The following is a 19,648-nucleotide window of genomic DNA, read 5'->3' as shown; positions in this document are numbered from 1 at the left end:
ATGGCCCCGAGCCGCTACGATCGCCGGAAAGCCGCCGTCCCCCGTCGAAGCGCGGCATCATTCGCTACGAAGGTCATCCATGCCCCACAGCCAAACCTCTGCACCTCGCGACAGCCTGGTCGGCGCACGCCTCGCGCGCGGAGCATCGCCGTGGCTCCTCCCGACCGTCGCCACCGCGGCCGTCAGCCTCCTGCGCGCGCGCCGCTCCGGCGCCGCCAAGGCCGTCGCCGTCCCCGCCACCGCGCTCGCGGCGGGGATGCTGTGGTTCTTCCGCGACCCCGAGCGCGAGATCGCCCAGGGCCGCGTCATCTCGCCCGCCGACGGTGTGGTGCAGAGCATCATGCCGTGGAAGGACGGCCGCACCCGCGTCGCGATCTTCATGAGCCCGCTCAACGTCCACGTCAACCGCGCGCCGCTGGCCGGCACGGTGACCTCGGTCGAGCACATCCCGGGCGGCTTCGTTCCCGCTTTCAACAAGGAGAGCGAGAACAACGAGCGGGTCGTCTGGCACTTCGACACCGAGCTCGGCGACATCGAGATGATCCAGATCGCCGGCGCGGTGGCCCGCCGCATCGTCCCCTACGTCCCCCAGGGCACCAAGGTCGAGCAGGGCGAGCGGATCGGTCTGATCCGCTTCGGCTCGCGCGTCGACCTCTACCTGCCCGAGGGCGTGGAGGTGGCGGTCGAGGTGGGTCAGAAGACCGTGGCTGGGGTGACTCGCATTGACCGTGACTGACCCGCAGACGCAGACGGGCTGGGTCCCCGAGGCCGACGAGGTGGACGAAGAGGAGGAGATGCCCCTCTCCCTCCGCCTCTCGATAGCGGACACGCTGACCCTCGGCAACGCCACGTGCGGCTTCATGGCGGTGTACTTCACCACCACCGGCATCCTGATCCCGCACCTCACGGGCAGCCAGGAGACCGGCATGGCCCGCCACAGCGCGGCCACCGCGGTCATCCTGATGCTCTGCGCGGCGGTCTTCGACCTGTTCGACGGCCTGGTCGCGAGGAAGCTGCGCTCCTCCCCCATGGGCGCCGAGCTGGACAACCTCTCCGACCTGATCAGCTTCGGCCTGGCCCCGGCGTACTTCGTCCTGGTCTACGGCATGGTCGCCGACGACGCGCACCAGCGGGTCGCGGCGGTCGGCGCGATCGTGGTGCTGCTGGCGGTGGTCCTGAGGCTCGCGAGATTCTCGTGCGTCACGGTCAAGGACGGCACCTTCCAGGGCATGCCCTCGCCGTTCGGCGCGCTGACGGTGGTCTCCATCGTACTGCTGGAGCTGCCCTTCGTGGCGACGCTGCTGGCGATCCTGGGCACGGCCTGGCTGATGGTGAGCCGGGTGGAGTACCCCAAGCCGCGCGGCCGCCTCGCCGTGGCGATGCTCTCCTGGATCGTCCTGTCCATGGGCCTGCTGGCCGCCTGGGCGTTCGACGCCCCCAGCGGGCAGCTGCTGCTCCAGACGGGCTGTGCGCTGCAGCTGGTCATGGGCGCGGTGATCCCGCTGTTCGCCACGGCCCGCCGGGTGAACAACTTCCGCGACAACCGGCGCGAGGCGCGGGCGGCCCAGCTGCCCTGACGCTCCGCTGACCGCAACGGGTGTGGCCCGGGCCTTGAAGGCCCGGGCCACACCCGTTGCGCGTCGCGGGCCGTCCGACGGCGGCCCGGCCGCCCGGCCGTGCCCGGCCGGGTCAGGTCAGGAAGTCCCGCCCGATGTTCTCCGCCACCCGCTCCAGGATCGGCCCGGCCTCGGCGATGCACGTGGCCACGTCCGGCTGCACGTCGGTCAGCGCGTACGCCCGCCGGATCCCGGCCCGGCCCAGGACCTCGGGCGGCAGGGCGAGCCGGCCGCACACCGCGACGACCTCCCTGCCGGCCGCCCGGGCCGCGGCGGCGACCCCGGCCGGCGCCTTGCCGTGCAGGGTCTGCTCGTCGAGGGAGCCCTCCCCGGTGATCACCAGGTCCGCCCGCTCCAGCGCGGGCGCGAAGCCCAGCACGTCGAGCATGACCTCGATGCCGGGGCGGAAGCGGGCGCCGATCAGCAGCGCGCCGTAGCCGATGCCGCCGGCCGCGCCCGCGCCGGGCGCCGCGGCGTACTCGGCGGCCTTCGGCCCGGCGGACTCCTCCAGCACCTTCGCGAAGTGCGCGAGGGCGGCGTCCAGCGCGACCACGTCGTCGGGCGAGGCGCCCTTCTGCGGGCCGTACACCGCGGGCGCGCCCTTCGGCCCGGTCAGCGGGTTGTCGACGTCGCTCGCCAGCACCAGTTCCACGGCGGCCAGGCGCGGGTCGAGGCCCGACAGGTCCGCCGTGGCCAGCTCGGCGAGGCCGCCGCCGCCCGGGGTCACCGGCTCCCCGTCGGCGGTCAGGAACCGCGCGCCGAGCGCGGACAGCATCCCGGCGCCGCCGTCCGTGGTCGCGCTGCCGCCGACGCCGAACACGATCGTCCGGGCCCCGGCGTCCAGCGCGGCCCGCAGCAGCTCGCCGGAACCGTACGTGGAGGCCGTCAGCGGCGCGAAGACCCCGGCCGGCAGCCGCTGCAGTCCGCTCGCCTCGGCCATCTCCACGACGGCGGTGTCGCCGCGCAGCGCGAACGCCGCCGGGACCTCGGCGCCGAGGGGGCCGGCGACCCGCACCTCGCGCCGCTCGAAGCCGGCCGCGACCGCCGCGGCCACGGTGCCGTCGCCGCCGTCGGCCACCGGCAGCGCCTCGACCGGGAGCTCCGGCACGACGCGCCGCAGCCCGGCCGTCACCCGCTCGGCGACCTGTACGGCCGTCAGCGACCCCTTGAACTTGTCCGCGGCGACGAGCACCCGCCGGACCGGCTGGGCCGGCCGTCCCGCCCGGGTGTCGCCCACTGCAGCGTCCGCCACTTGCTTCCCCTCGCTCTCGGGCCCCGCGCACGCCGAGGCCAGTCGCGCCGCTGCGACCCTATCCGGAGCGCGCCCCCGCCGTCATGCCCCTGCCCAGCCCGTGGACCCCGGGGACCCATGCGGCCGGGTGTATCCGGGTAGACCGGAGACATGACCCCTGTGGGCACTGAGCCAGAACTCGCCGACCGCATCCTCGGGGGCTGGCTCGGCCGGATCGCGGGCAACATGCTCGGCAAGCCGGTCGAGCAGGGCGACCTGTGGACGCGCGAGCGCATCGACCGCTACCTGCGCCGGACGGCCGCGCTCCCCCTCACCGACTACCTCCCCGAGCCGCCCGGCGACGACGAGGCCGCCGAGCTGCGCCCCGAGTGGCGCTCCTGCGTCCGCGGCCGCATCCACGGCAGCTGCCGCGACGACGACATCGACTACGCCGTCCTCGGCCTGCACCTGCTGGAGACCCGCGGCTTCGGCTTCAGCACCGAGGAGGTCGGCGACCTGTGGCTGCTGCGGCTGCCGTACCTGCAGACCTTCACGGCCGAGCGGGCGGCGTACCGCAACCTCGCCAACGGGCTGAAGCCGCCCCTGACCGCCACGTACGACAACCCGTACCAGGAGTGGATCGGCGCCCTGATCCGCGCCGACGTCTACGGCTGGACCTGCCCGGGCGACCCCCCTCGCGCCGCCTCGCTGGCGCGGCGGGACGCGGTGCTGTCCCACACCGGCAACGGCGTGTACGGCGCGATGTGGGCGGCGGCGCTGATCTCGGCGGCGTTCACCGCGCCCACGGTGCGGCACGCCGTGGACCGGGCCCTGACCGTCGTCCCGGGCGGCTGCCGGCTCGCCCGGACGGTGCGCCGGGTCGTCTCCCTCCACGACACCCGCATGACCTGGGAGGACACGCTCACCACGATCGAGGCGGAGACCGCCGGGCTCGGCTGGATCCACACCGTGCCGAACGCCGCGGTGCTCACCGCCGGGCTGCTGTACGGCGACGGCGACTTCACCCGCACCATCGCCCTCACCGTCCGGGGCGGCCTGGACACCGATTCCAACGGCGCGACGGCCGGGTCGGTGGCGGGCGTCCTGACCGGGGCGGACGCCATCCCGCCGCAGTGGAAGGACCCGCTCCAGGACACGGTCCGCAGCGCGGTGTTCGGCTTCGACGGGGTGCGGATCAGCGACCTGGCGCGGCGGACCCTGCGGCTGGCGCAGGCGCGGCGGGAGGACCGGGAACAGCCGGTGCGGGCGCGGGCGGAGGAACGGGAGCGGGCGGAGGCGGGTTCCTGACCGGGCGGTGCGCGGGATCGCGGGACGCGCCCGGCGGCGCGTGGGACCGCGCACGCCCCCACGCGCCCGTCCTGCCGCCGGCCGCCCCTGCGGGCGGGCCGGCGCCCGCCGCTACCCTTCCTGCATGACCGCCCCTCAGCAGACCCAGGACTTCGCCGCCTACATCGCCTCGCTGCCCCGCGTGCTCGCCGGCGCCGCCGCCCTCTTCCGGGACGAGCGGGGCCGGGTGCTGCTCGTCGAGCCCAACTACCGGGAGGGCTGGGCGCTGCCGGGCGGCACGATCGAATCGGACGACGGGGAGACCCCGCGGCAGGGCGCGCGGCGCGAGACGGCCGAGGAGATCGGCCTCGACCGCGAGCCGGGCCGGCTGCTCGCGGTGGACTGGGTGCCGGGGACGGGGCGGCCGCCGCTGGTGGCGTACCTGTTCGACGGCGGGGTCCTCGGCGAGGAGGACCTGAGGGCGATCCGCCTCCAGGAGGAGGAGCTGCTGTCCTGGCGGCTCGTGCCGCGCGAGGAGATCACCGACCACCTGCACGGCGCCCTCGGCCGCCGCGTCCTGGCGGCTCTGGACGTCCTCGCGGAGGGCTCGGGCACGGCGGAGCTGGAGAACGGCCACCGCGTGGCGTGACCGCCGCCGGGATCAGCCCTGGGCGTCCTGCGGCTCGGCGTCGATCTCCCGCGGCGCCTCGTCGCGGGCGGCCACCCGGGCCTCGGTGCGGTGGCCGCGTTCGACGTAGTCGCGGAGGACGAGTTCGACGGCGTCCTGGGGACTGCCCGCCCCCGCGAGCACCATCGCTTCCACGACGAGTTCGGCGTCGAGCGAGACGGTGACCTCGGCCATGGCCGGACCCCAGCACCGGGCGCGGCGGGGCGATATCCGTTCGCCCCGGCCGAGGGCCGGGTCCTACCCTCGGCCGCATGGGCAAGCCTCTCGTCGCCATTCTCAGCGGTGCCGGTGTCTCCACCGACTCCGGCATCCCGGACTACCGCGGGCCGAACGGGCTGTGGCGGCGGGATCCGGACGCCGAGAAGCTCGTGACGTACGAGTACTACATGGGTGATCCGGAGATCCGCCGCCGCTCGTGGCGGATGCGGCGCGAGAGCGGGGCGCTCCGGGCCCGGCCCAACGCGGCGCACCGGGCGGTGGCCGAGCTGGAGGCGGCCGGGGTGCCGGTGCGGGTGATCACGCAGAACGTGGACGGGCTGCACCAGCGCGCCGGGCTGCCGGACCGCAAGGTGCTCGAACTGCACGGCACCGCGCACGGGGTCGTGTGCACGCGCTGCCACGTCCGCGGCTCGATGGAGGAGGCGCTCGCGCGGATCGAGGCGGGTGAGGAGGATCCGCCGTGCCGGGAGTGCGGCGGCGTCCTGAAGCCGGCGACCGTGATGTTCGGCGAGCGGCTCGACCCGGTGGTCCTCGGCGACGCCGTCGCCGTCAGCAAGGCGTGCGAGGTCTTCGTCGCGGTGGGGACCAGTCTCCAGGTGCAGCCCGCCGCGGGCCTCGCCGGGGTCGCCGCCGACCACGGGGCCCGGCTGATCATCGTCAACGCCGAGCCGACGCCGTACGACGAGCTGGCCGACGAGGTCGTCCGCGAGCCGATCGGCACGGCGCTGCCCCGGCTGCTGCGGGACCTGCGGGAGGGCGCGGTCTGAGGGCTGTCGTTCGGATCAGGTCGCGGGGAATCGACTGTCTGTCGTCGGCCCCGCGTCCGCGGCGTGATCCGAACGACAGCTCCTGGCCCGGGTGCGGTCCGCGCGTCCGCCGGGGCGGCGGCCGCCACGCCGCCGTCGCCGGCCTCTCCCCCGCCGGCCGGGCGGGGCGGCGCTAGAAGAGTCCGGCGCCGCGTTCGAAGTCCAGCAGCCGCTGCTTGCGGTCCAGGCCGCCGCCGTAGCCGGTGAGGCTGCCGTTGGCGCCGATGACGCGGTGGCAGGGGACGATGATGCCGATGGGGTTGCGGCCGTTGGCGAGGCCGACCGCGCGGGAGGCGGTGGGGCTGCCGAGGGCGTCGGCCAGCTGGCCGTAGGTGCGGGTCTCGCCGTAGGGGATGCGGCGCAGTTCGTCCCAGACGCGGCGCTGGAACGGGGTGCCGTCCAGGCGCAGTTCCAGGGTGAACTCCTTCAGCGCGCCGTCGAAGTACGCCTCCAGCTGCTCCTCCGCCTCGGCGAAGAGCGTGGCGTCCCGGGCACCGAAGGTCTCCTCCGCGGGGCGGTGACGCTGGTCGGTCATGTAGAGGCCGCACAGGACGCCGTCCTCGGCGACGAGGGTGAGGGGGCCGTACGGGCTGTCGATCAGGGTGTGGTGTTTCACGGGAACGTCCCTATGCCGGAAGGAAGTTGATCGGGTGGCTGTCGGTCGCCCACAGGTACTGCACGGCGTACGCCCGCCAGGGGCGCCAGGCCGCCGCGCGGGCGGTGAGCGCCGCCGGGGTCGACGGCAGGCCGAGGTCCCGGGCGGCACGGCGGATGCCGAGGTCGGTGGGGAGGAAGGCGTCGGGGTCGCCGAGGGCGCGCATCGCGATGACGTCGGCGGTCCAGGGGCCGAAGCCGGGCAGGGCGAGCAGCCGGGCTCGGGTGTCCGGCCAGTCGCTCTCGACGCCGAGGCGGAGGGTGCCGTCGGCGAGGTGGCGGACGAGGGTGGTGAGGGTCGTGCGGCGGGTGCGGGGCATCGCCAGCGACTCGGGGTCGACCGAGGCGAGGGCCCGCGGGGACGGGAAGAGGTGGGTGAGGCCGCCCTCGGGGTCGTCGACCGGTTCGCCGTGCGCGGTGACCAGGCGGGCGGCGTGGGTGCGGGCGGCGGCCGTGGAGACCTGCTGGCCGAGCACGGCACGGATCGCGAACTCCGCCTCGTCGACCGTGCGCGGCACCCGCCGGCCCGGCGCCTTGTCGACCAGGGGCGCGAGCACGGGGTCCGTGCGCAGCTGGTCGTCGACCGCGACCGGGTCGGCGTCCAGGTCGAGCAGGCGGCGGCAGCGGCTGATGGCGACGGGCAGGTCGCGCAGGTCGGTGAGGGTGAGGCGGCAGGCGATGTGGTCGGGGCGGGGGGCGAGGGCCGCGATGCCGTGGCCGTACGGGAGGCGGAGCGTGCGGCGGTAGGCGCCGTCCCGCCATTCCTCGACCCCGGGTACGGCGGTGGCGGCGAGGTGCCCGAAGAGGTTGTCGGGGTTGAGCGGGGCGCGGAACGGCAGCCGGAGCGACAGGGCCCCGGAGGTCCCCGGCGAGGTGCCCCGCGGGGCGCGGGCGCGCAGCTCGCTCGGGGCGAGGGCGAAGACCTCGCGGACGGTGTCGTTGAAGGTGCGGACGGAGGAGAAGCCGGCGGCGAAGGCGATCTGCGCCATCGACAGGCCGGTCGTCTCGACGAGCAGCCGGGCGGTCTGGGCGCGCTGGGCGCGGGCGAGCGCGAGGGGGCCCGCGCCCAGCTCGGCGAGCAGCTGGCGTTCTATCTGCCGGGTGCTGTAGCCGAGCCGGGCGGCGAGGCCGGGCACGCCCTCGCGGTCGACGACGCCGTCGGCGATCAGCCGCATGGCGCGGGCCACGAGGTCGGCGCGCCGGTTCCACTCCGGCGAGCCGGGGCTGGTGTCGGGCCGGCAGCGCTTGCAGGCCCGGAACCCGGCCTGCTGGCAGGCCGCCGCGCTCGGGTGGAAGACCATGTTCTGCGGCTTGGGCGGGACGACCGGGCAGCTGGGCCGGCAGTAGATGCCGGTGGTCAGGACGGCGGTGAAGAACCAGCCGTCGAAACGGGCGTCCTTGGACCGGACGGCGCGCACGCAGCGCTCGGTGTCGGTGTGCATCCCGATCTGCATGCGTCCAGCATCGGGCACCGGCGGCGCCGGGTCTGGCGAGAATCCGACATCGACCTCAGCCGTCCTGCGCCGGTCCGGATCGCCAGGCCGACTCGCGCAGCAGCCGCAGCCCGTTCAGGCCGACCAGCACGGTGGAGCCCTCGTGGCCGGCGACGCCGAGCGGCAGGGGCAGGTGGCCGATCAGGTCCCACAGCACGAGGACGGTGATGAACGTGCCCGCGATCACCAGGTTCTGCACGACCAGGCGGCGGGCGGTGCGCGACAGCCGGACCACGGCCGGCACGGCCGCCAGCTCGTCGCGCACGATCACCGCGTCGGCCGTCTCCAGGGCCAGGTCGGAGCCCGCGCGGCCCATGGCGATCCCGGAGTGGGCGGCGGCCAGGGCGGGCGCGTCGTTGACGCCGTCGCCGACGAAGAGCACCTTGCCGCCGCCGTCCTGGACGGCGCGCACGGCGCTCACCTTGTCCTGCGGCAGCAGGTCCGCGCGGACGTCGGTGAGGCCGGTGGCGGTGGCGACGCGGGCGGCGGCGGAGGCGGTGTCGCCGGTGAGCAGGACGGGGGCGGTGCCGGTCAGGGCGGTGAGGGCGGCGGTGGCGGCGGCCGCGTCGGGGCGCAGGCGGTCGGTGAGGGCGAGGGTGCCGACGGCGACGCCGTCGCGGGTGACGCGGACGACGGTCTCGCCGCCGGTGGCCTCGGCGGCCCCGGCACGGCCGACCGTCACCACGCGTCCGCCGACGGTGGCGGTGACGCCCCGGCCGGGCGCGGCGGAGAAGTCCTCGGCGGGCTCCAGCGGCAGGTCCCGGGCGCGGGCCGCGGCGACGACGGCGCGGGCCAGGGGGTGCTCGCTGGGGTGCTCGGCGGAGGCCGCCAGCGCGAGCAGGGCGTCCTCGTCGAGGCCGGAGTCCGGCAGCGGCCGCACGGCCGTCACCTCGGGCTCGCCCTCGGTGAGGGTGCCGGTCTTGTCGAGGGCGGTGGTGTCGATCTCGCCGAGGCGTTCCATCGCGACGGCCGACTTGACCAGGACGCCGTGGCGGCCGGCGTTGGCGATGGCGGACAGCAGCGGCGGCATGGTCGCGAGGACGACCGCGCACGGCGAGGCGACGATCATGAAGGTCATGGCCCGCAGCAGGGCGGCCGTGAGGTCCTCGCCGAAGGCGAGCGGGACGCCGAACACGGCGAGGGTGGCGGCGACCACGCCGACCGCGTAGCGCTGCTCGACCTTCTCGATGAACAGCTGGGTCGGCGCCTTGGTGCGGGACGCCTCCTCGACCAGGGCCACGATCCGGGCGATCACCGAGTCGGCCGGGTCGCGGCCGACGCGCACGCGCAGGGCGCCGGTGCCGTTGAGGGTGCCGGCGAAGACCTCGTCGCCGGGGCGCTTGAGCACCGGCAGGGACTCGCCGGTGATGGTCGCCTGGTCGGCCTCGCTGGTGCCGTCCAGGACGGTCCCGTCGGCGCCGATGCGCTCGCCGGGGCGGACGAGGAGCACGTCGCCGACGGCGAGCGCGGCGGTCGGGACGGTCTCCTCGCCGTCGCCGGTCAGCCGGGTGGCGGTGGTGGGCGCGAGGTCGAGCAGTCCGCGTACGGAGTCGGCGGTGCGGGCGGTGGCGAGGGCCTCCAGGGCGCCGGAGGTGGCGAAGATGACGATGAGCAGGGCGCCGTCGAGGACCTGGCCGATCGAGGCCGCGCCGAGCGCCGCGACGATCATCAGCAGGTCCACGTCGAGGGTCTTCTCGCGCAGCGCCCGCAGGCCTTCCAGGGCGGGTTCCCAGCCGCCGGCGGCGTAGGCGATCACGTACGGGACGCCGTACGCCCAGACCGGGGCGCCGCCGAGGTCCAGGGCGAGGCCCAGCAGGAACGCCAGCAGCGAGACGAGGGCCCAGCGGGCCTCGGGCAGGGCCAGGACGCGGGTGCGCCGGCGGGCCGCGGGGGCGGCCGGGGGGACGGGTGCGGGTGCGAGAGTCACGGACACCCCGCCACCATACAGGAACACATGAAGACCGATTCATGTGTTCATATGTGATCGGTAGGATGGGGCCATGGGTCATGGAGCCGTCGTCCCCGCGCGGGACGCCACCGAGCGCGTCCGGCTGGACGCGGACAACGTCGCCAAGGTCGCCACCACGCTCCAGGCCCTGTCCACCCCCTCCCGGCTGCTGATCCTCGCCCGGCTGCGCGAAGGACCGCTGCCCGCCACGGAACTGGCGGCGGAGGTCGGGATGGAGCAGTCGGCCTGCTCGCACCAGCTGCGGCTGCTGCGCAACCTCGGCCTGGTGGTGGGCGAGCGCCGCGGCCGGTCGGTGGTGTACGCGCTGCACGACCACCACGTCGCCGAGCTGCTCGACCAGGCGGTGTACCACGTGGAGCACCTGCGCCTGGGCCTCAGCGACGCCGCCGAGTGAGCCCCGGGCCGGGAGGCGGGCGGCGCCTCCCGGACGCGGGGCGGCCGCCTCCCGGCCGAATGGCCGCTTCCCCCTATTCGACGGCGGTCGGCCGCCGTGAGGCCGCCGTCGCCCGGCGGACGTCGGTCAGCGGACGCAGCCGGTAGGTGTACGCGTAGGTGCGGTCGGCGAAGAGCTTGTACGCGTCGTGGGTGTGCGCGCCCCAGCTGTTGTCGCCGCCCACGCCCATCTGCCGGTGGTTCACGCGCAGCACGACCGCCTCGCGCGGGGTGAGCTGGTAGTCGTGGCGGACCCCGCACGACAGGTCCTCCGGGGTGAAGCGGGAGGCGTTGATCTCCAGCAGGGGTTCGCCCGAGACCAGCAGCCCGGTGCCGTCGCGGCCGGTCAGCGCGGCCCAGCGGACGTCGGTCCTGTTGCCGTTCTCCTGGGGGCGGATGTAGGGCGTCCACTGCCCGGCGACGGTCCCGGAGTGCAGGCCGACGTCGGTGCCGGTGCTGCGGTCCCAGTGGTTCTCCTCCGGGCCGCGGCCGTAGTAGTGCAGGCGGTCCAGGCCGCGCGGCAGGAACAGCAGGGTGCCGACCTCGGGGATGTAGGGCAGGTCCGGCGCCCCGGGGCGCAGGGTGTGCTCGACCTTGATCTCGCCGTTGCCGAAGACCGTGTACGTCAGGGAGTACGCCGACGCCACGCCGGTCGGCAGGGTGCCGCCGACCTCGACCACGACGGCCCGGTCGCCCAGCGGGCGCACGAGCACGTCCGTCACCGTCCGCCGGGCGCCGGCGTCGCGCCAGATCTGGTTGCGGATGTGCTGGCCGTTGCCCTTGTCGTTGTCGGTGGGCGCCCGCCAGAAGTTCGGCACCGGCCCGCCGGTCAGCAGACGGGTGCCCGCCGCCTCGTACGAGGTGAGGGTGCCGGTGGCCTTGTCCACGGTGACGGAGAAGTCCCTGCCCCGCACGGTGACGGCGTCCGGGGTGTCGTCGTGGCGCAGGGCGGGCACGCTGCGCAGCGGCACGGGCCGTACGGCCGGGACGCCCGCGTCGAGCGGGAGTTGCTGCCGGGCCACCTCGAAGCCCGCCTTCGCCCACGGCGCGTCTTCCTTGGTGGTGAAGGAGAGTTCGAGGAAGAACTCGGTGCCGGGCGCCGGGTCCGCCGGGAGCCGCACGGGCACCGTGACGTCCTTGCGGCCGAGCGGGGGGACGTCGAGCTGGCCGCGGGTCAGGCGGCCGCGCCGGACGACCTCGCCGTCGGCCCGCAGCACCCAACTGCCGTGGAACTCACGCAGGTTGGTGAACAGGTACTCGTTGACGAGGGTGACCTCGCCGGGTCCGCCCGGGCGCGGGAGCACCTGCACCGCCTGGTAGACCCGCTTGACCTCCGCGGCCTTGCCGGTGTGGCCGCGGTCGGCGGTGACGATGCCGTCCGCGACGAAGTTGCCGTCGTTGGGGTTGTCGCCCCAGTCGCCGCCGTACGCGAGGAAGGTCTTCTCGCGCGGCCGCTGCTCGGTGAAGGCGACGGTGGCCGCGTCGAACCAGAAGCGCACGCCGTCGTCGCCGGGCCCGCGGCCGTCGGAGGCCAGTTCGGCGGCGGACAGGGCGCGGGCGTAGACGCGGGCCCGGCGGATCGTGCCGCTGAACTCCCGTGTCTGCTGGTCGGCGTCGGTGGCGAGCGCGAGCGGCGCGGTGGTGCTGCCGGGCCGCCGGGTGGTGGTCCGGACGGCCCGCACGGCACCGTCGACGTACAGGGTCAGGGTGCCCGCGGCCGCGTCGAAGACGCCGGCGACGTGGTGCTCGCGGCCGGTCCAGTCGTCCGGCAGCGCCCAGCTCGCGGTGGTCCACTGGCCGCCGGAGTGGATGAAGAACTCCAGGTTCCGGCCGGTCTGCTTCAGCGCGTACTGGGTGTCGCCCTTGGCGAGGATGGGCTGGTGGTACCCCGTCACGTGCGGGGTGACCCACGCCTCCAGGGTCAGGGAGCCGGTGAGGTCGAGGCGGTCGTCGCGGGCGAAGACGGTGCCGCCGGACACGCCCTCGGCGCGGTCGAAGGTGCCGCCCGCCGCGAGGATCTCGCCGCGCAGCCTCCCGGGACCGGACTCGGTGAACCGCTTGCGCGCCGGGGTGGGCCAGCGCAGGGACTGGTCGGCGAAGTCCCAGATCCAGCCGCCCTGCAGCACGTCGTGGCGGCGGACGACGTCCCAGTACTCGCGGAAGTTGCCGTTGGAGTTCCCCATCGCGTGGGAGTACTCGATCATCACGTACGGGCGGGTGTCGGACGTGTCCCCGGCGCGGGCCTCGACGCGTGCGGGGGTCTCGTACATCTCCGAGCGGATGTCGCTGATGCCGGGCCGGTCGTCGCCCTCGTACTGGATGACGCGGGTCGGGTCGTAGGAGCGGATCCAGTCGTACATGGCGCGGAAGGTGGTGCCGCCGCCCGCCTCGTTGCCGAGCGACCAGACGACCACCGAGGCGTGGTTCTTGTCGCGGTGGACCATGTTCTGGGCGCGGGCCACGCAGGCCTCGGTCCACTCGGGGTGGTCGCCCGGGTAGGTGTCGCGGATGCCGTGGGTCTCCAGGTTGGTCTCGTCGACGAGGTACAGGCCGTACTCGTCGGCGAGTTCGTACCACAGCGGGTTGCCGGGGTAGTGCGAGGTGCGGACGGAGTTGATGTTCATCCGCTTGATGACGGTGATGTCCTCGACCATGTCGGCGCGGGTGAGCGCGGTGCCGCGGTCGGGGTGCATCTCGTGCCGGTTGGTGCCGCGGAAGGAGACGGGCCGGCCGTTGATGCGCATCAGGCCGTCCTTGAGGGCGAACTCCCGCAGGCCGACCCGGTGCGACAGCGTCTCGACGACCGTGCCGGACGGGTCGCGCAGCCGGAGGACGGCGGTGTAGAGGTAGGGGTGCTCGGCCGACCAGAGCTCGGGGGCGGGGACGGACCGGGCGGCCTCGACGGTGGCCTCCCCGCCGGGCGGGATGTCGGCGTCCTGCCGCAGGGGCCGGGACCAGACGGGGTGGCCGTCGGCGTCGTACAACTGCGTGTCGACGGTGTAGCGCCCGCCCTCGCCGCCGTGGTCGCGCACGTGCGCGGTGACCTCCAGCCCGGCGGTCCGGTAGTCGTCGCCGAGCGGGGTGCCCAGCTTGAAGTCGCGCAGGTGCACGGGCGGGGTGGAGTACAGGTAGACCGAGCGGAAGATGCCGCTCAGCCGGATCATGTCCTGGTCCTCCAGCCAGTCGCCGTCGGAGTAGCGGTACACCTCGACCGCGATCTGGTTGGTGCCGGGCCGGAGGTGCTCGGTGACGTCGTACTCGGCGGGCGCGTAGGAGTCCTCGTGGTAGCCGGCCAGGTGGCCGTTGATCCACACGTAGTGGGCGGACTTGACGCCCTCGAAGTGCAGGAAGGTGCGCCGGCCCGCCCAGCCGCGGGGCACGGTGAAGGTGCGCCGGTACTGGCCGACGGGGTTGTAGCGGGTCGGGGCGGCGGGGGGCCGCGGTTCCTCGCCCAGGCCGTTGGGGCCCCAGTACGGGTAGGTGATGTTCAGGTAGATCGGGCGGTCGTAGCCGTGCAGCTGCCAGACGGACGGCACCGGGATGGTGTCCCAGGTGCTGTCGTCGACGTCGGTGCGGTGGAAGTCGGCGTCCCGGTCGCCGGGGTTCTCCGCGTGGGCGAACCTCCAGGTGCCGTCCAGGCTCAGCCGGTACGGCGAGCGGGTGCGGTCGGCGGCCAGCGCCTGCTCGACGTTCTCGTACGGCATCAGGGTGGTGTGGGGCGGCTCGGCGCCCAGGCGGAACACGGAGATCCGGCCGTTCCACTCCGGGGCGTCGGCCGCCGCGAGGCGCGGGCCGGCCGCGTGCGCCGCGGTGGGCGGCGCGTTCAGGGCGAACGCGCCGAGGAGGGCGGCGCCGCCCTCCAGGAGCCGGCGGCGGCTGACGACCGGCGGTCCGGGACGGGCGGACCGGTCGGCGGATGACACGTGGGGGTGCGGCATGACCGTGGCCTTCCTCGGTGCGACAGGGTGCTGCGCGGACTGAGGGAACGTCAGGTCCGCTCCCCAACGCACCGTGCGGGCGCAGGCGTTGCCGAGGGGACGGAACACGACGGAGGGTGACGGGGCGACTGCTGAGCCAGGCACACCCTAGGACTCGCACACAACCGAAGCAATGACCCCGTCGGTCTGTGTGCGGTTTTGGGACTTCGGGAGCCGGGGCGAGGGCCGGTCCTGTGGCGTGCCCGGCCGCCCGCCGGGCCGCCCTCGGCGGCGGTGTCAGCGGAGCTGTGCCGCGAACGCCTCGTATGCCCGCTCGTCGAAGAGGACGAACCGGACCTCCTCGACCGCCGTGGCCGTCTCCCGCACCGTCCGTACGGCGATCCGGGCGCCGTCGTCGATCGGCCAGCCGTAGACGCCCGTCGAGATCGCGGGGAAGGCGACCGTCCGCGCGCCCAACTCGTCGGCGACGCGCAGGGATTCGCGGTAGCAGGAGGCGAGGAGGGCGGACCGGTCCTCGGTGTCCGACCAGACCGGGCCGACGGTGTGGATGACCCAGCGGGCGTCCAGGTCGCCCGCGGTGGTGGCGACGGCGCGGCCCGTGGGGAGGCCCTTGCCGTAGTGCCCGGCGCGGAGCTCGCGGCACTCGGCCAGGATGGCGGGGCCGCCGCGGCGGTGGATCGCCCCGTCGACGCCTCCGCCGCCCAGCAGCGAGGAGTTGGCCGCGTTGACGAGGGCGTCGACGCTCTCGCGGGTGATGTCGCCCCGCACCAGCGTGAGGGTGGTCATGTCTGCCTCAGCCTCCTCCAGACGGCCTTGGCGGCGTTGTGTCCCGACATGCCGTGCACCCCGGGGCCCGGCGGGGTCGAGGACGAACAGATGAAGACGGCCGGATGCGGGGTGGTGTACGGGAACAGGGACAGTCTGGGCCGCAGCAGGAGCTGGAGTCCGGCGGCCGCACCGGAGGCGATGTCGCCGCCGACGTAGTTGGCGTTGCGGGCGGCGAGTTCCGGCGGGCCGGCGGTCGCGCGGGCCAGGACCCGGTCGCGGAAACCGGGCGCGAAGCGCTCCAGCTGGCGCTCGATCGCGTCGGTGAGGTCGCCGGTCCAGCCGTTCGGGACGTGCCCGTAGACCCAGAAGACCTGTTTGCCGGCCGGGGCCCGGGTGGGGTCGGCGACGCTCGGCTGGACCGTGATCAGGAAGGGCCGGTCGGGTGCCCGGCCGTCGCGCGCCGCCGCGCGCAGCGCGGTGCCGATCTCCGCGCTGTCGGCGCCGATCTGCACGGTGCCGGCGACCCGGGCCTCCCTGGCGGTCCACGGCACCGGGCCGTCCAGCGCGTAGTCGACCTTGAAGACGCCGGGGCCGTAGCGGAAGCGGTCGTAGTGGCCGCCGAAGCCCGCGATACGGGCCAGGGCGGTGGGCGAGGTGTCGAAGACGTACGCGCGGGCGGGCGGCAGGTCGTCGAGGCGCTTGACCTCGTAGTCCGTGTGGACGCTGCCGCCCAGGTCCGTCAGGTACGACGTCAGCGCGTCGGAGACGGCCTGGGAGCCGCCGCGGGCGACGGGCCAGCCGCGGGCGTGGGCGGCGAGGGCGAAGACCAGGCCGACGGCGCCGGTGGCGAGGCCGCCCAGCGGGGCCATCACGTGGGCGACGAGACCGGCGAACAGGGTCCTGGCCCGCTCGTCGCGGAAGCGGCGCATCAGCCACGTGGACGGCGGCAGGCCGGCCAGGCCGAAGCGGGCGAGGGTCACCGGGTCACGGGGCAGCGCGGTGAGCGGCAGGGACATGAAGTCGCGGACGAGCGTGTCCCACCGGGGCAGGAAGGGCGCGACGAGCCTGCGGTACGTGCCCGCGTCGCGCGGTCCGAACGAGGCGGCCGTGGCGCCGACCGACCGGGACAGCACGGCCGCCGTGCCGTCGGTGAAGGGGTGCGCCATGGGCAGCTCGGCGTGCAGCCACTCCAGGCCGTACCGCTGGAGGGGCAGGTCGCGGAAGGCCGGGGAGTTGACGCCGAGGGGGTGCGCCGCGGAGCACGGGTCGTGCCGGAAGCCGGGGAGGGTGAGCTCCTCGGTGCGGGCCCCGCCGCCCACGGTGTCCCGCGCCTCGAACACGGCGACGGAGAAGCCGCGGCGGGCCAGCTCCACGGCCGCGGTCAGTCCGTTCGGTCCCGCACCCACCACGACCGCATCGAGCATCGACGGCACCTTCGGACCCCTTCGTCAGCCGATGGCCACTGGGGATCAGGATATGCCGGGGGTACGACAGCGCCCGGCGGCGGGGCGGCCCGGGCCGGGGCCGCCCCGGGCCGCGCGGCGGAGCCTCAGTCGGCCGGGTGCGCCAGGGGGCTCTGCAGCAGCCCGGCCACCCGGCGCGCGGTGGCCGCGTCGCGGGCCGCCGTGAACGGCAGGGCGTTGCCACCGGTGATGCGGAACGGCTCGCCCGTGCGGGTCAGGTGGGCACCCCCGGTCTCCTCCACGAGCAGCAGGCCCGCCGCGTGGTCCCAGGCGGCCTCCCAGGAGAAGGCGGTGGCGTCCATCTCGCCGCGGGCGACGGCCAGATACTCCAGTCCGGCCGAGCCGCAGGAGCGGGGCGCCACGCCCGGGGTGCGCAGGCCGAGCAGGGCGCGCTTCTGCTCCTCCGTCGTGTAGTCGGGGTGGGAGGTGGCCACGCGCAGGTCCCGGCCGGGCTCCGGCGCGCCGGCGCGCAGCGGCCGGCCGTCGAGGAAGGCGCCCCGGCCCCGTACCGCCGTGGCGAGTTGGTCCCGGGCGGGCGCGTAGGTCCAGGAGGCGAGCAGGACGCCGGCCTGCGCGAGGGCGACGAGGGTGCAGAAGCCGGAGTCGCCGTGCACGAACTGACGGGTGCCGTCGACCGGGTCGACGATCCAGACCGGCGCGCCGCCCCGGACCGCCTCGTAGGACGCGGGGTTGGCGTGCACCGCCTCCTCGCCGACGACGACCGAGCCGGGCAGCAGGGCGGGGAGCACCTCGGTCAGGTACAGCTCGGCCTTGCGGTCGGCGTCCGTCACCAGGTCGTGCGGGCCGCTCTTCTGGTCGACGTCGTGCGCGGCGAGGCGGCGCCAGCGCGGCATGATCTCGGTGCCGGCCGCCGTGCGGATCGCCTCCTCGACGTCGGAGGCGTGGCGGGTGAGAAACTCTTCGATGGTTTCGCTGCTGTCGATCACTCCCCCATCACAGCACGCGCCGCTGACAAACCCCACCCGGCCGGTGCACGGCGGGTGGAATCGCCGTGAACACCGGGCGGGCGGGCGGGCGCACGCACGCGCGCCGGTGGCCGGCTGCCGCGCGCCCATGACCGGCGGCCGGCGTGCGGTTCCCGGGACCGCGCGGGCCGGCCCTCCGCCGGGCGCTCAGCGGCCGACCGCGTACCCCTGCGTCCCGCGCGGGTTCGCCGCCGCCGACAGGACGCCGGTCTCCGGGTCGCGGGCGACGGCGCACAGCCGGCCCTCCGACCAGGGGCCGCCGACGGTCACGTCGTGGCCGCGCCGGCGCAGCTCCGCGACGACCCCGGGGTCCGTGCGGGACTCGACGGTGACGCTGCCGGGGCGCATGCCGCGCGGGTAGAAGGAGCCGGGAAAGCTGTCGTTGTGCCAGTTCGGGGCGTCGATCGCGCCCTGGAGGTCGAGGCCGCCGCGCACCGGGGCGCGCAGCGCCACCCCCAGGAAGAAGTGCAGCTGCCACTGGTCCTGCTGGTCCCCGCCGGGCGTGCCGAACGCCAGCACCGGGACGCCGTCGCGCAGGGCGAGGGAGGGCGTGAGCGTCGTCCGGGGGCGGCGGCCGGGGGTCAGCGAGTTCGGCAGGCCCTCCTCCAGCCAGGTCATCTGCAGCCGGGTGCCGAGCGGGAAGCCGAGTTCGGGCACGACGGGGTTGGACTGGAGCCAGCCGCCGCTGGGCGTGGCCGCGACCATGTTGCCCCACCGGTCGACGACGTCGAGGTGGCAGGTGTCGCCGCGGGTGGTGCCGTCGGCGGCCACGGCCGGTTCGCCCGGCACGGGGGACGCGGGCCCCTTGGCGACGGTCGGCTCGCCGGTGCCCGGGGCGCCGGGGCCGGGGGCGCCGGGGCCCGCGGTGGCCGCCGCGCGCGCGTGGGCGGGCAGCCGCGGGACGCGTCCGCCGGGACTGCCCGGCCGCAGCTCCCGGGAGGCCGTCTCGCCGACGAGGGCGCGCCGGGCCGTGTTGTAGGGCGCCGACAGCAGGTCGTCGAGCGGCACCTCGGCCGCGTCGCCGTACCAGGCCTCCCGGTCGGCCATGGCGAGCTTGCAGCCCTCGATCAGCAGGTGCAGGTGGTCGGCGGTGCCGTGGCGGGGCAGCTCGGGCGGGAGCAGGGCGAGCTGCTGGAGCAGGACCGGGCCCTGGCTCCACGGGCCGGCCTTGCACATGGTCCAGCCGTTCCAGTCGTACGTCACCGGGGTCTCGTACGTCGCGGACCAGGCGGCGAGGTCGCCGGCCGTCAGCGTGCCGGTGTGGCGCCTGCCGCTGGTGTCCAGGGTGGGGCGCCCGGCCTGCCGGACGAGGGCCTCGGCGATGAAGCCGGTGCGCCAGACCTCGCGGGCCGCGTCGATCTGCGCCTCCCGGTCCCCCGCCCCGGCGGCCTCCGCGAGCAGCCGCTTCCAGGTGGCCGCGAGCGCGGGGTTGCGGAACGGCTCGCCGGGCCGCGGTGCCCGGCCGCCGGGCAGGTAGACCTCCGCCGAGGTGGTCCACTCCGTCTCGAAGAGCGCGCGCACGGTCTCCACGGTCTCGCCGACGCGCTCCACGGGCGGGTGCCCGTGCTCGGCGTAGCCGATGGCGTACCTCAGGACGTCGGCCAGCGGCTTGGTGCCGTGGTCGCGCAGCAGGAGCAGCCACGCGTCGAACGCGCCGGGGACGGCGGCGGCGAGCGGGCCGGTGCCGGGCACGAGGTCGAGTCCGAGGCCCCGGTAGTGCCCGGTCGTCGCCCCGGCGGGCGCGACGCCCTGCCCGCACAGCACCCGGACCGCGCCGCCGGCCGGGGCCAGCAGGATCGGCACCTCGCCGGCCGGGCCGTTGAGGTGCGGCTCGACGACGTGCAGCACGAACGCCCCGGCGACGGCCGCGTCGTAGGCGTTGCCGCCGTCCTCCAGGACCGCCATCGCCGACTGGGAGGCCAGCCAGTGGGTGGAGGAGACCATGCCGAAGGTGCCCTGGAGGGTGGGGCGGGTGGTGAACACGAGTGCTCCTCGGGTGCGGAACGGCGGTGGAGGACGGCGGTGGGGGACGGTCGTGCCGGACGGCTGTGCGGGCCGGGTCGTGCGAGGCGGCTGTGCGCGGCGGGCCGTGCGGGCT

16 protein-coding genes are annotated in these 19,648 nt (G+C 75.3%); 6 read left to right on the top strand and 10 right to left on the bottom strand.

Annotated elements, in window-relative coordinates; genetic code table 11:
• Positions 1-79 precede the first annotated feature (79 nt).
• Together ACIF8T_RS28865 and pssA are read left to right on the top strand one after the other, a co-directional pair.
• Positions 80-736 (top strand): phosphatidylserine decarboxylase, encoded by a 657-nt coding sequence (locus tag ACIF8T_RS28865; protein ID WP_400039032.1) that lies wholly within the window; start codon positions 80-82, stop codon positions 734-736.
• Between the two features lie 58 nt (positions 737-794).
• Positions 795-1,577: a CDP-diacylglycerol--serine O-phosphatidyltransferase gene (gene pssA / locus ACIF8T_RS28860; RefSeq protein WP_050810223.1), complete on the top strand. Its 783-nt coding sequence runs from the start codon at positions 795-797 to the stop codon at positions 1,575-1,577.
• A 112-nt stretch (positions 1,578-1,689) separates the two neighbouring features.
• Here the strand turns inward: pssA and ACIF8T_RS28855 are convergent, their stop codons facing one another.
• Entirely contained in the window at positions 1,690-2,808 is a 1,119-nt protein-coding gene (locus tag ACIF8T_RS28855) for a glycerate kinase (protein ID WP_400039093.1), read from the bottom strand.
• Between the two features lie 210 nt (positions 2,809-3,018).
• Between ACIF8T_RS28855 and ACIF8T_RS28850 the strand changes: the two genes are divergently transcribed.
• Both ACIF8T_RS28850 and ACIF8T_RS28845 read left to right on the top strand, forming a co-directional pair.
• Complete coding sequence (locus ACIF8T_RS28850) at positions 3,019-4,155, top strand: ADP-ribosylglycohydrolase family protein (protein WP_400039031.1); 1,137 nt, start codon at positions 3,019-3,021, stop codon at positions 4,153-4,155.
• A gap of 124 nt (positions 4,156-4,279) precedes the next feature.
• Positions 4,280-4,783 (top strand): NUDIX domain-containing protein, encoded by a 504-nt coding sequence (locus ACIF8T_RS28845; protein ID WP_400039030.1) that lies wholly within the window; start codon positions 4,280-4,282, stop codon positions 4,781-4,783.
• A gap of 12 nt (positions 4,784-4,795) precedes the next feature.
• Here ACIF8T_RS28845 and ACIF8T_RS28840 read toward each other — a convergent pair whose 3' ends face one another.
• Positions 4,796-4,996, bottom strand: a complete 201-nt coding sequence (locus ACIF8T_RS28840; RefSeq protein ID WP_400039029.1) for a type II toxin-antitoxin system VapB family antitoxin — start codon at positions 4,994-4,996, stop codon at positions 4,796-4,798.
• 77 nt (positions 4,997-5,073) lie between these two features.
• Here ACIF8T_RS28840 and ACIF8T_RS28835 point away from each other — a divergent pair, with 77 nt between their 5' ends.
• Complete coding sequence (locus tag ACIF8T_RS28835; protein WP_400039028.1) at positions 5,074-5,808, top strand: SIR2 family NAD-dependent protein deacylase; 735 nt, start codon at positions 5,074-5,076, stop codon at positions 5,806-5,808.
• 172 nt (positions 5,809-5,980) lie between these two features.
• Here ACIF8T_RS28835 and ACIF8T_RS28830 read toward each other — a convergent pair whose 3' ends face one another.
• The 3 genes from ACIF8T_RS28830 to ACIF8T_RS28820 all read right to left on the bottom strand — a co-directional run bounded on the left by ACIF8T_RS28830 (position 5,981) and on the right by ACIF8T_RS28820 (position 9,927).
• Entirely contained in the window at positions 5,981-6,463 is a 483-nt protein-coding gene (locus tag ACIF8T_RS28830; protein WP_400039027.1) for a methylated-DNA--[protein]-cysteine S-methyltransferase, read from the bottom strand.
• A gap of 10 nt (positions 6,464-6,473) precedes the next feature.
• Positions 6,474-7,943 carry an AlkA N-terminal domain-containing protein gene (locus ACIF8T_RS28825; protein ID WP_400039092.1) on the bottom strand — a complete coding sequence of 490 codons (1,470 nt, stop codon included), beginning with the start codon at positions 7,941-7,943 and terminating at the stop codon, positions 6,474-6,476.
• A 67-nt stretch (positions 7,944-8,010) separates the two neighbouring features.
• Positions 8,011-9,927 (bottom strand): heavy metal translocating P-type ATPase, encoded by a 1,917-nt coding sequence (locus tag ACIF8T_RS28820; protein ID WP_400039026.1) that lies wholly within the window; start codon positions 9,925-9,927, stop codon positions 8,011-8,013.
• Positions 9,928-9,994: 67 nt separating this feature from the next.
• On the opposite strand from ACIF8T_RS28820, the gene ACIF8T_RS28815 reads away from it, so the two are divergent.
• Positions 9,995-10,357, top strand: a complete 363-nt coding sequence (locus ACIF8T_RS28815; protein ID WP_400039025.1) for an ArsR/SmtB family transcription factor — start codon at positions 9,995-9,997, stop codon at positions 10,355-10,357.
• Positions 10,358-10,430: 73 nt separating this feature from the next.
• On the opposite strand, the gene ACIF8T_RS28810 is transcribed toward ACIF8T_RS28815, so the two are convergent.
• From ACIF8T_RS28810 to ACIF8T_RS28790, 5 genes are all read right to left on the bottom strand, one after another.
• Positions 10,431-14,333: a glycoside hydrolase family 2 TIM barrel-domain containing protein gene (locus ACIF8T_RS28810; RefSeq protein ID WP_400039024.1), complete on the bottom strand. Its 3,903-nt coding sequence runs from the start codon at positions 14,331-14,333 to the stop codon at positions 10,431-10,433.
• 276 nt (positions 14,334-14,609) lie between these two features.
• Positions 14,610-15,119 carry an O-acetyl-ADP-ribose deacetylase gene (locus ACIF8T_RS28805; protein ID WP_400039023.1) on the bottom strand — a complete coding sequence of 170 codons (510 nt, stop codon included), beginning with the start codon at positions 15,117-15,119 and terminating at the stop codon, positions 14,610-14,612.
• The gene (locus ACIF8T_RS28800) at positions 15,116-16,525 is read right to left on the bottom strand and encodes a phytoene desaturase family protein (RefSeq protein ID WP_400039022.1); all 1,410 of its coding nucleotides are present in this window, start codon (positions 16,523-16,525) and stop codon (positions 15,116-15,118) included. Before ACIF8T_RS28800 ends, ACIF8T_RS28805 begins: the two co-directional genes overlap by 4 nt.
• Positions 16,526-16,650: 125 nt before the next feature.
• On the bottom strand, positions 16,651-17,511 hold the full coding sequence (locus tag ACIF8T_RS28795; RefSeq protein ID WP_400039021.1) for an inositol monophosphatase family protein: 861 nt from the start codon (positions 17,509-17,511) through the stop codon (positions 16,651-16,653).
• Positions 17,512-17,697: 186 nt separating this feature from the next.
• Positions 17,698-19,533: a gamma-glutamyltransferase family protein gene (locus ACIF8T_RS28790; protein ID WP_400039020.1), complete on the bottom strand. Its 1,836-nt coding sequence runs from the start codon at positions 19,531-19,533 to the stop codon at positions 17,698-17,700.
• Positions 19,534-19,648 lie beyond the last annotated feature (115 nt).

It is taken from the genome of Streptomyces sp. NPDC085946 (genome assembly GCF_044540485.1).
Taxonomy (GTDB): Bacteria; Actinomycetota; Actinomycetes; order Streptomycetales; family Streptomycetaceae; genus Streptomyces.
Note: the sequence above shows the minus strand (reverse complement) of the source record. Positions and strands in the feature narration are given on the sequence as shown.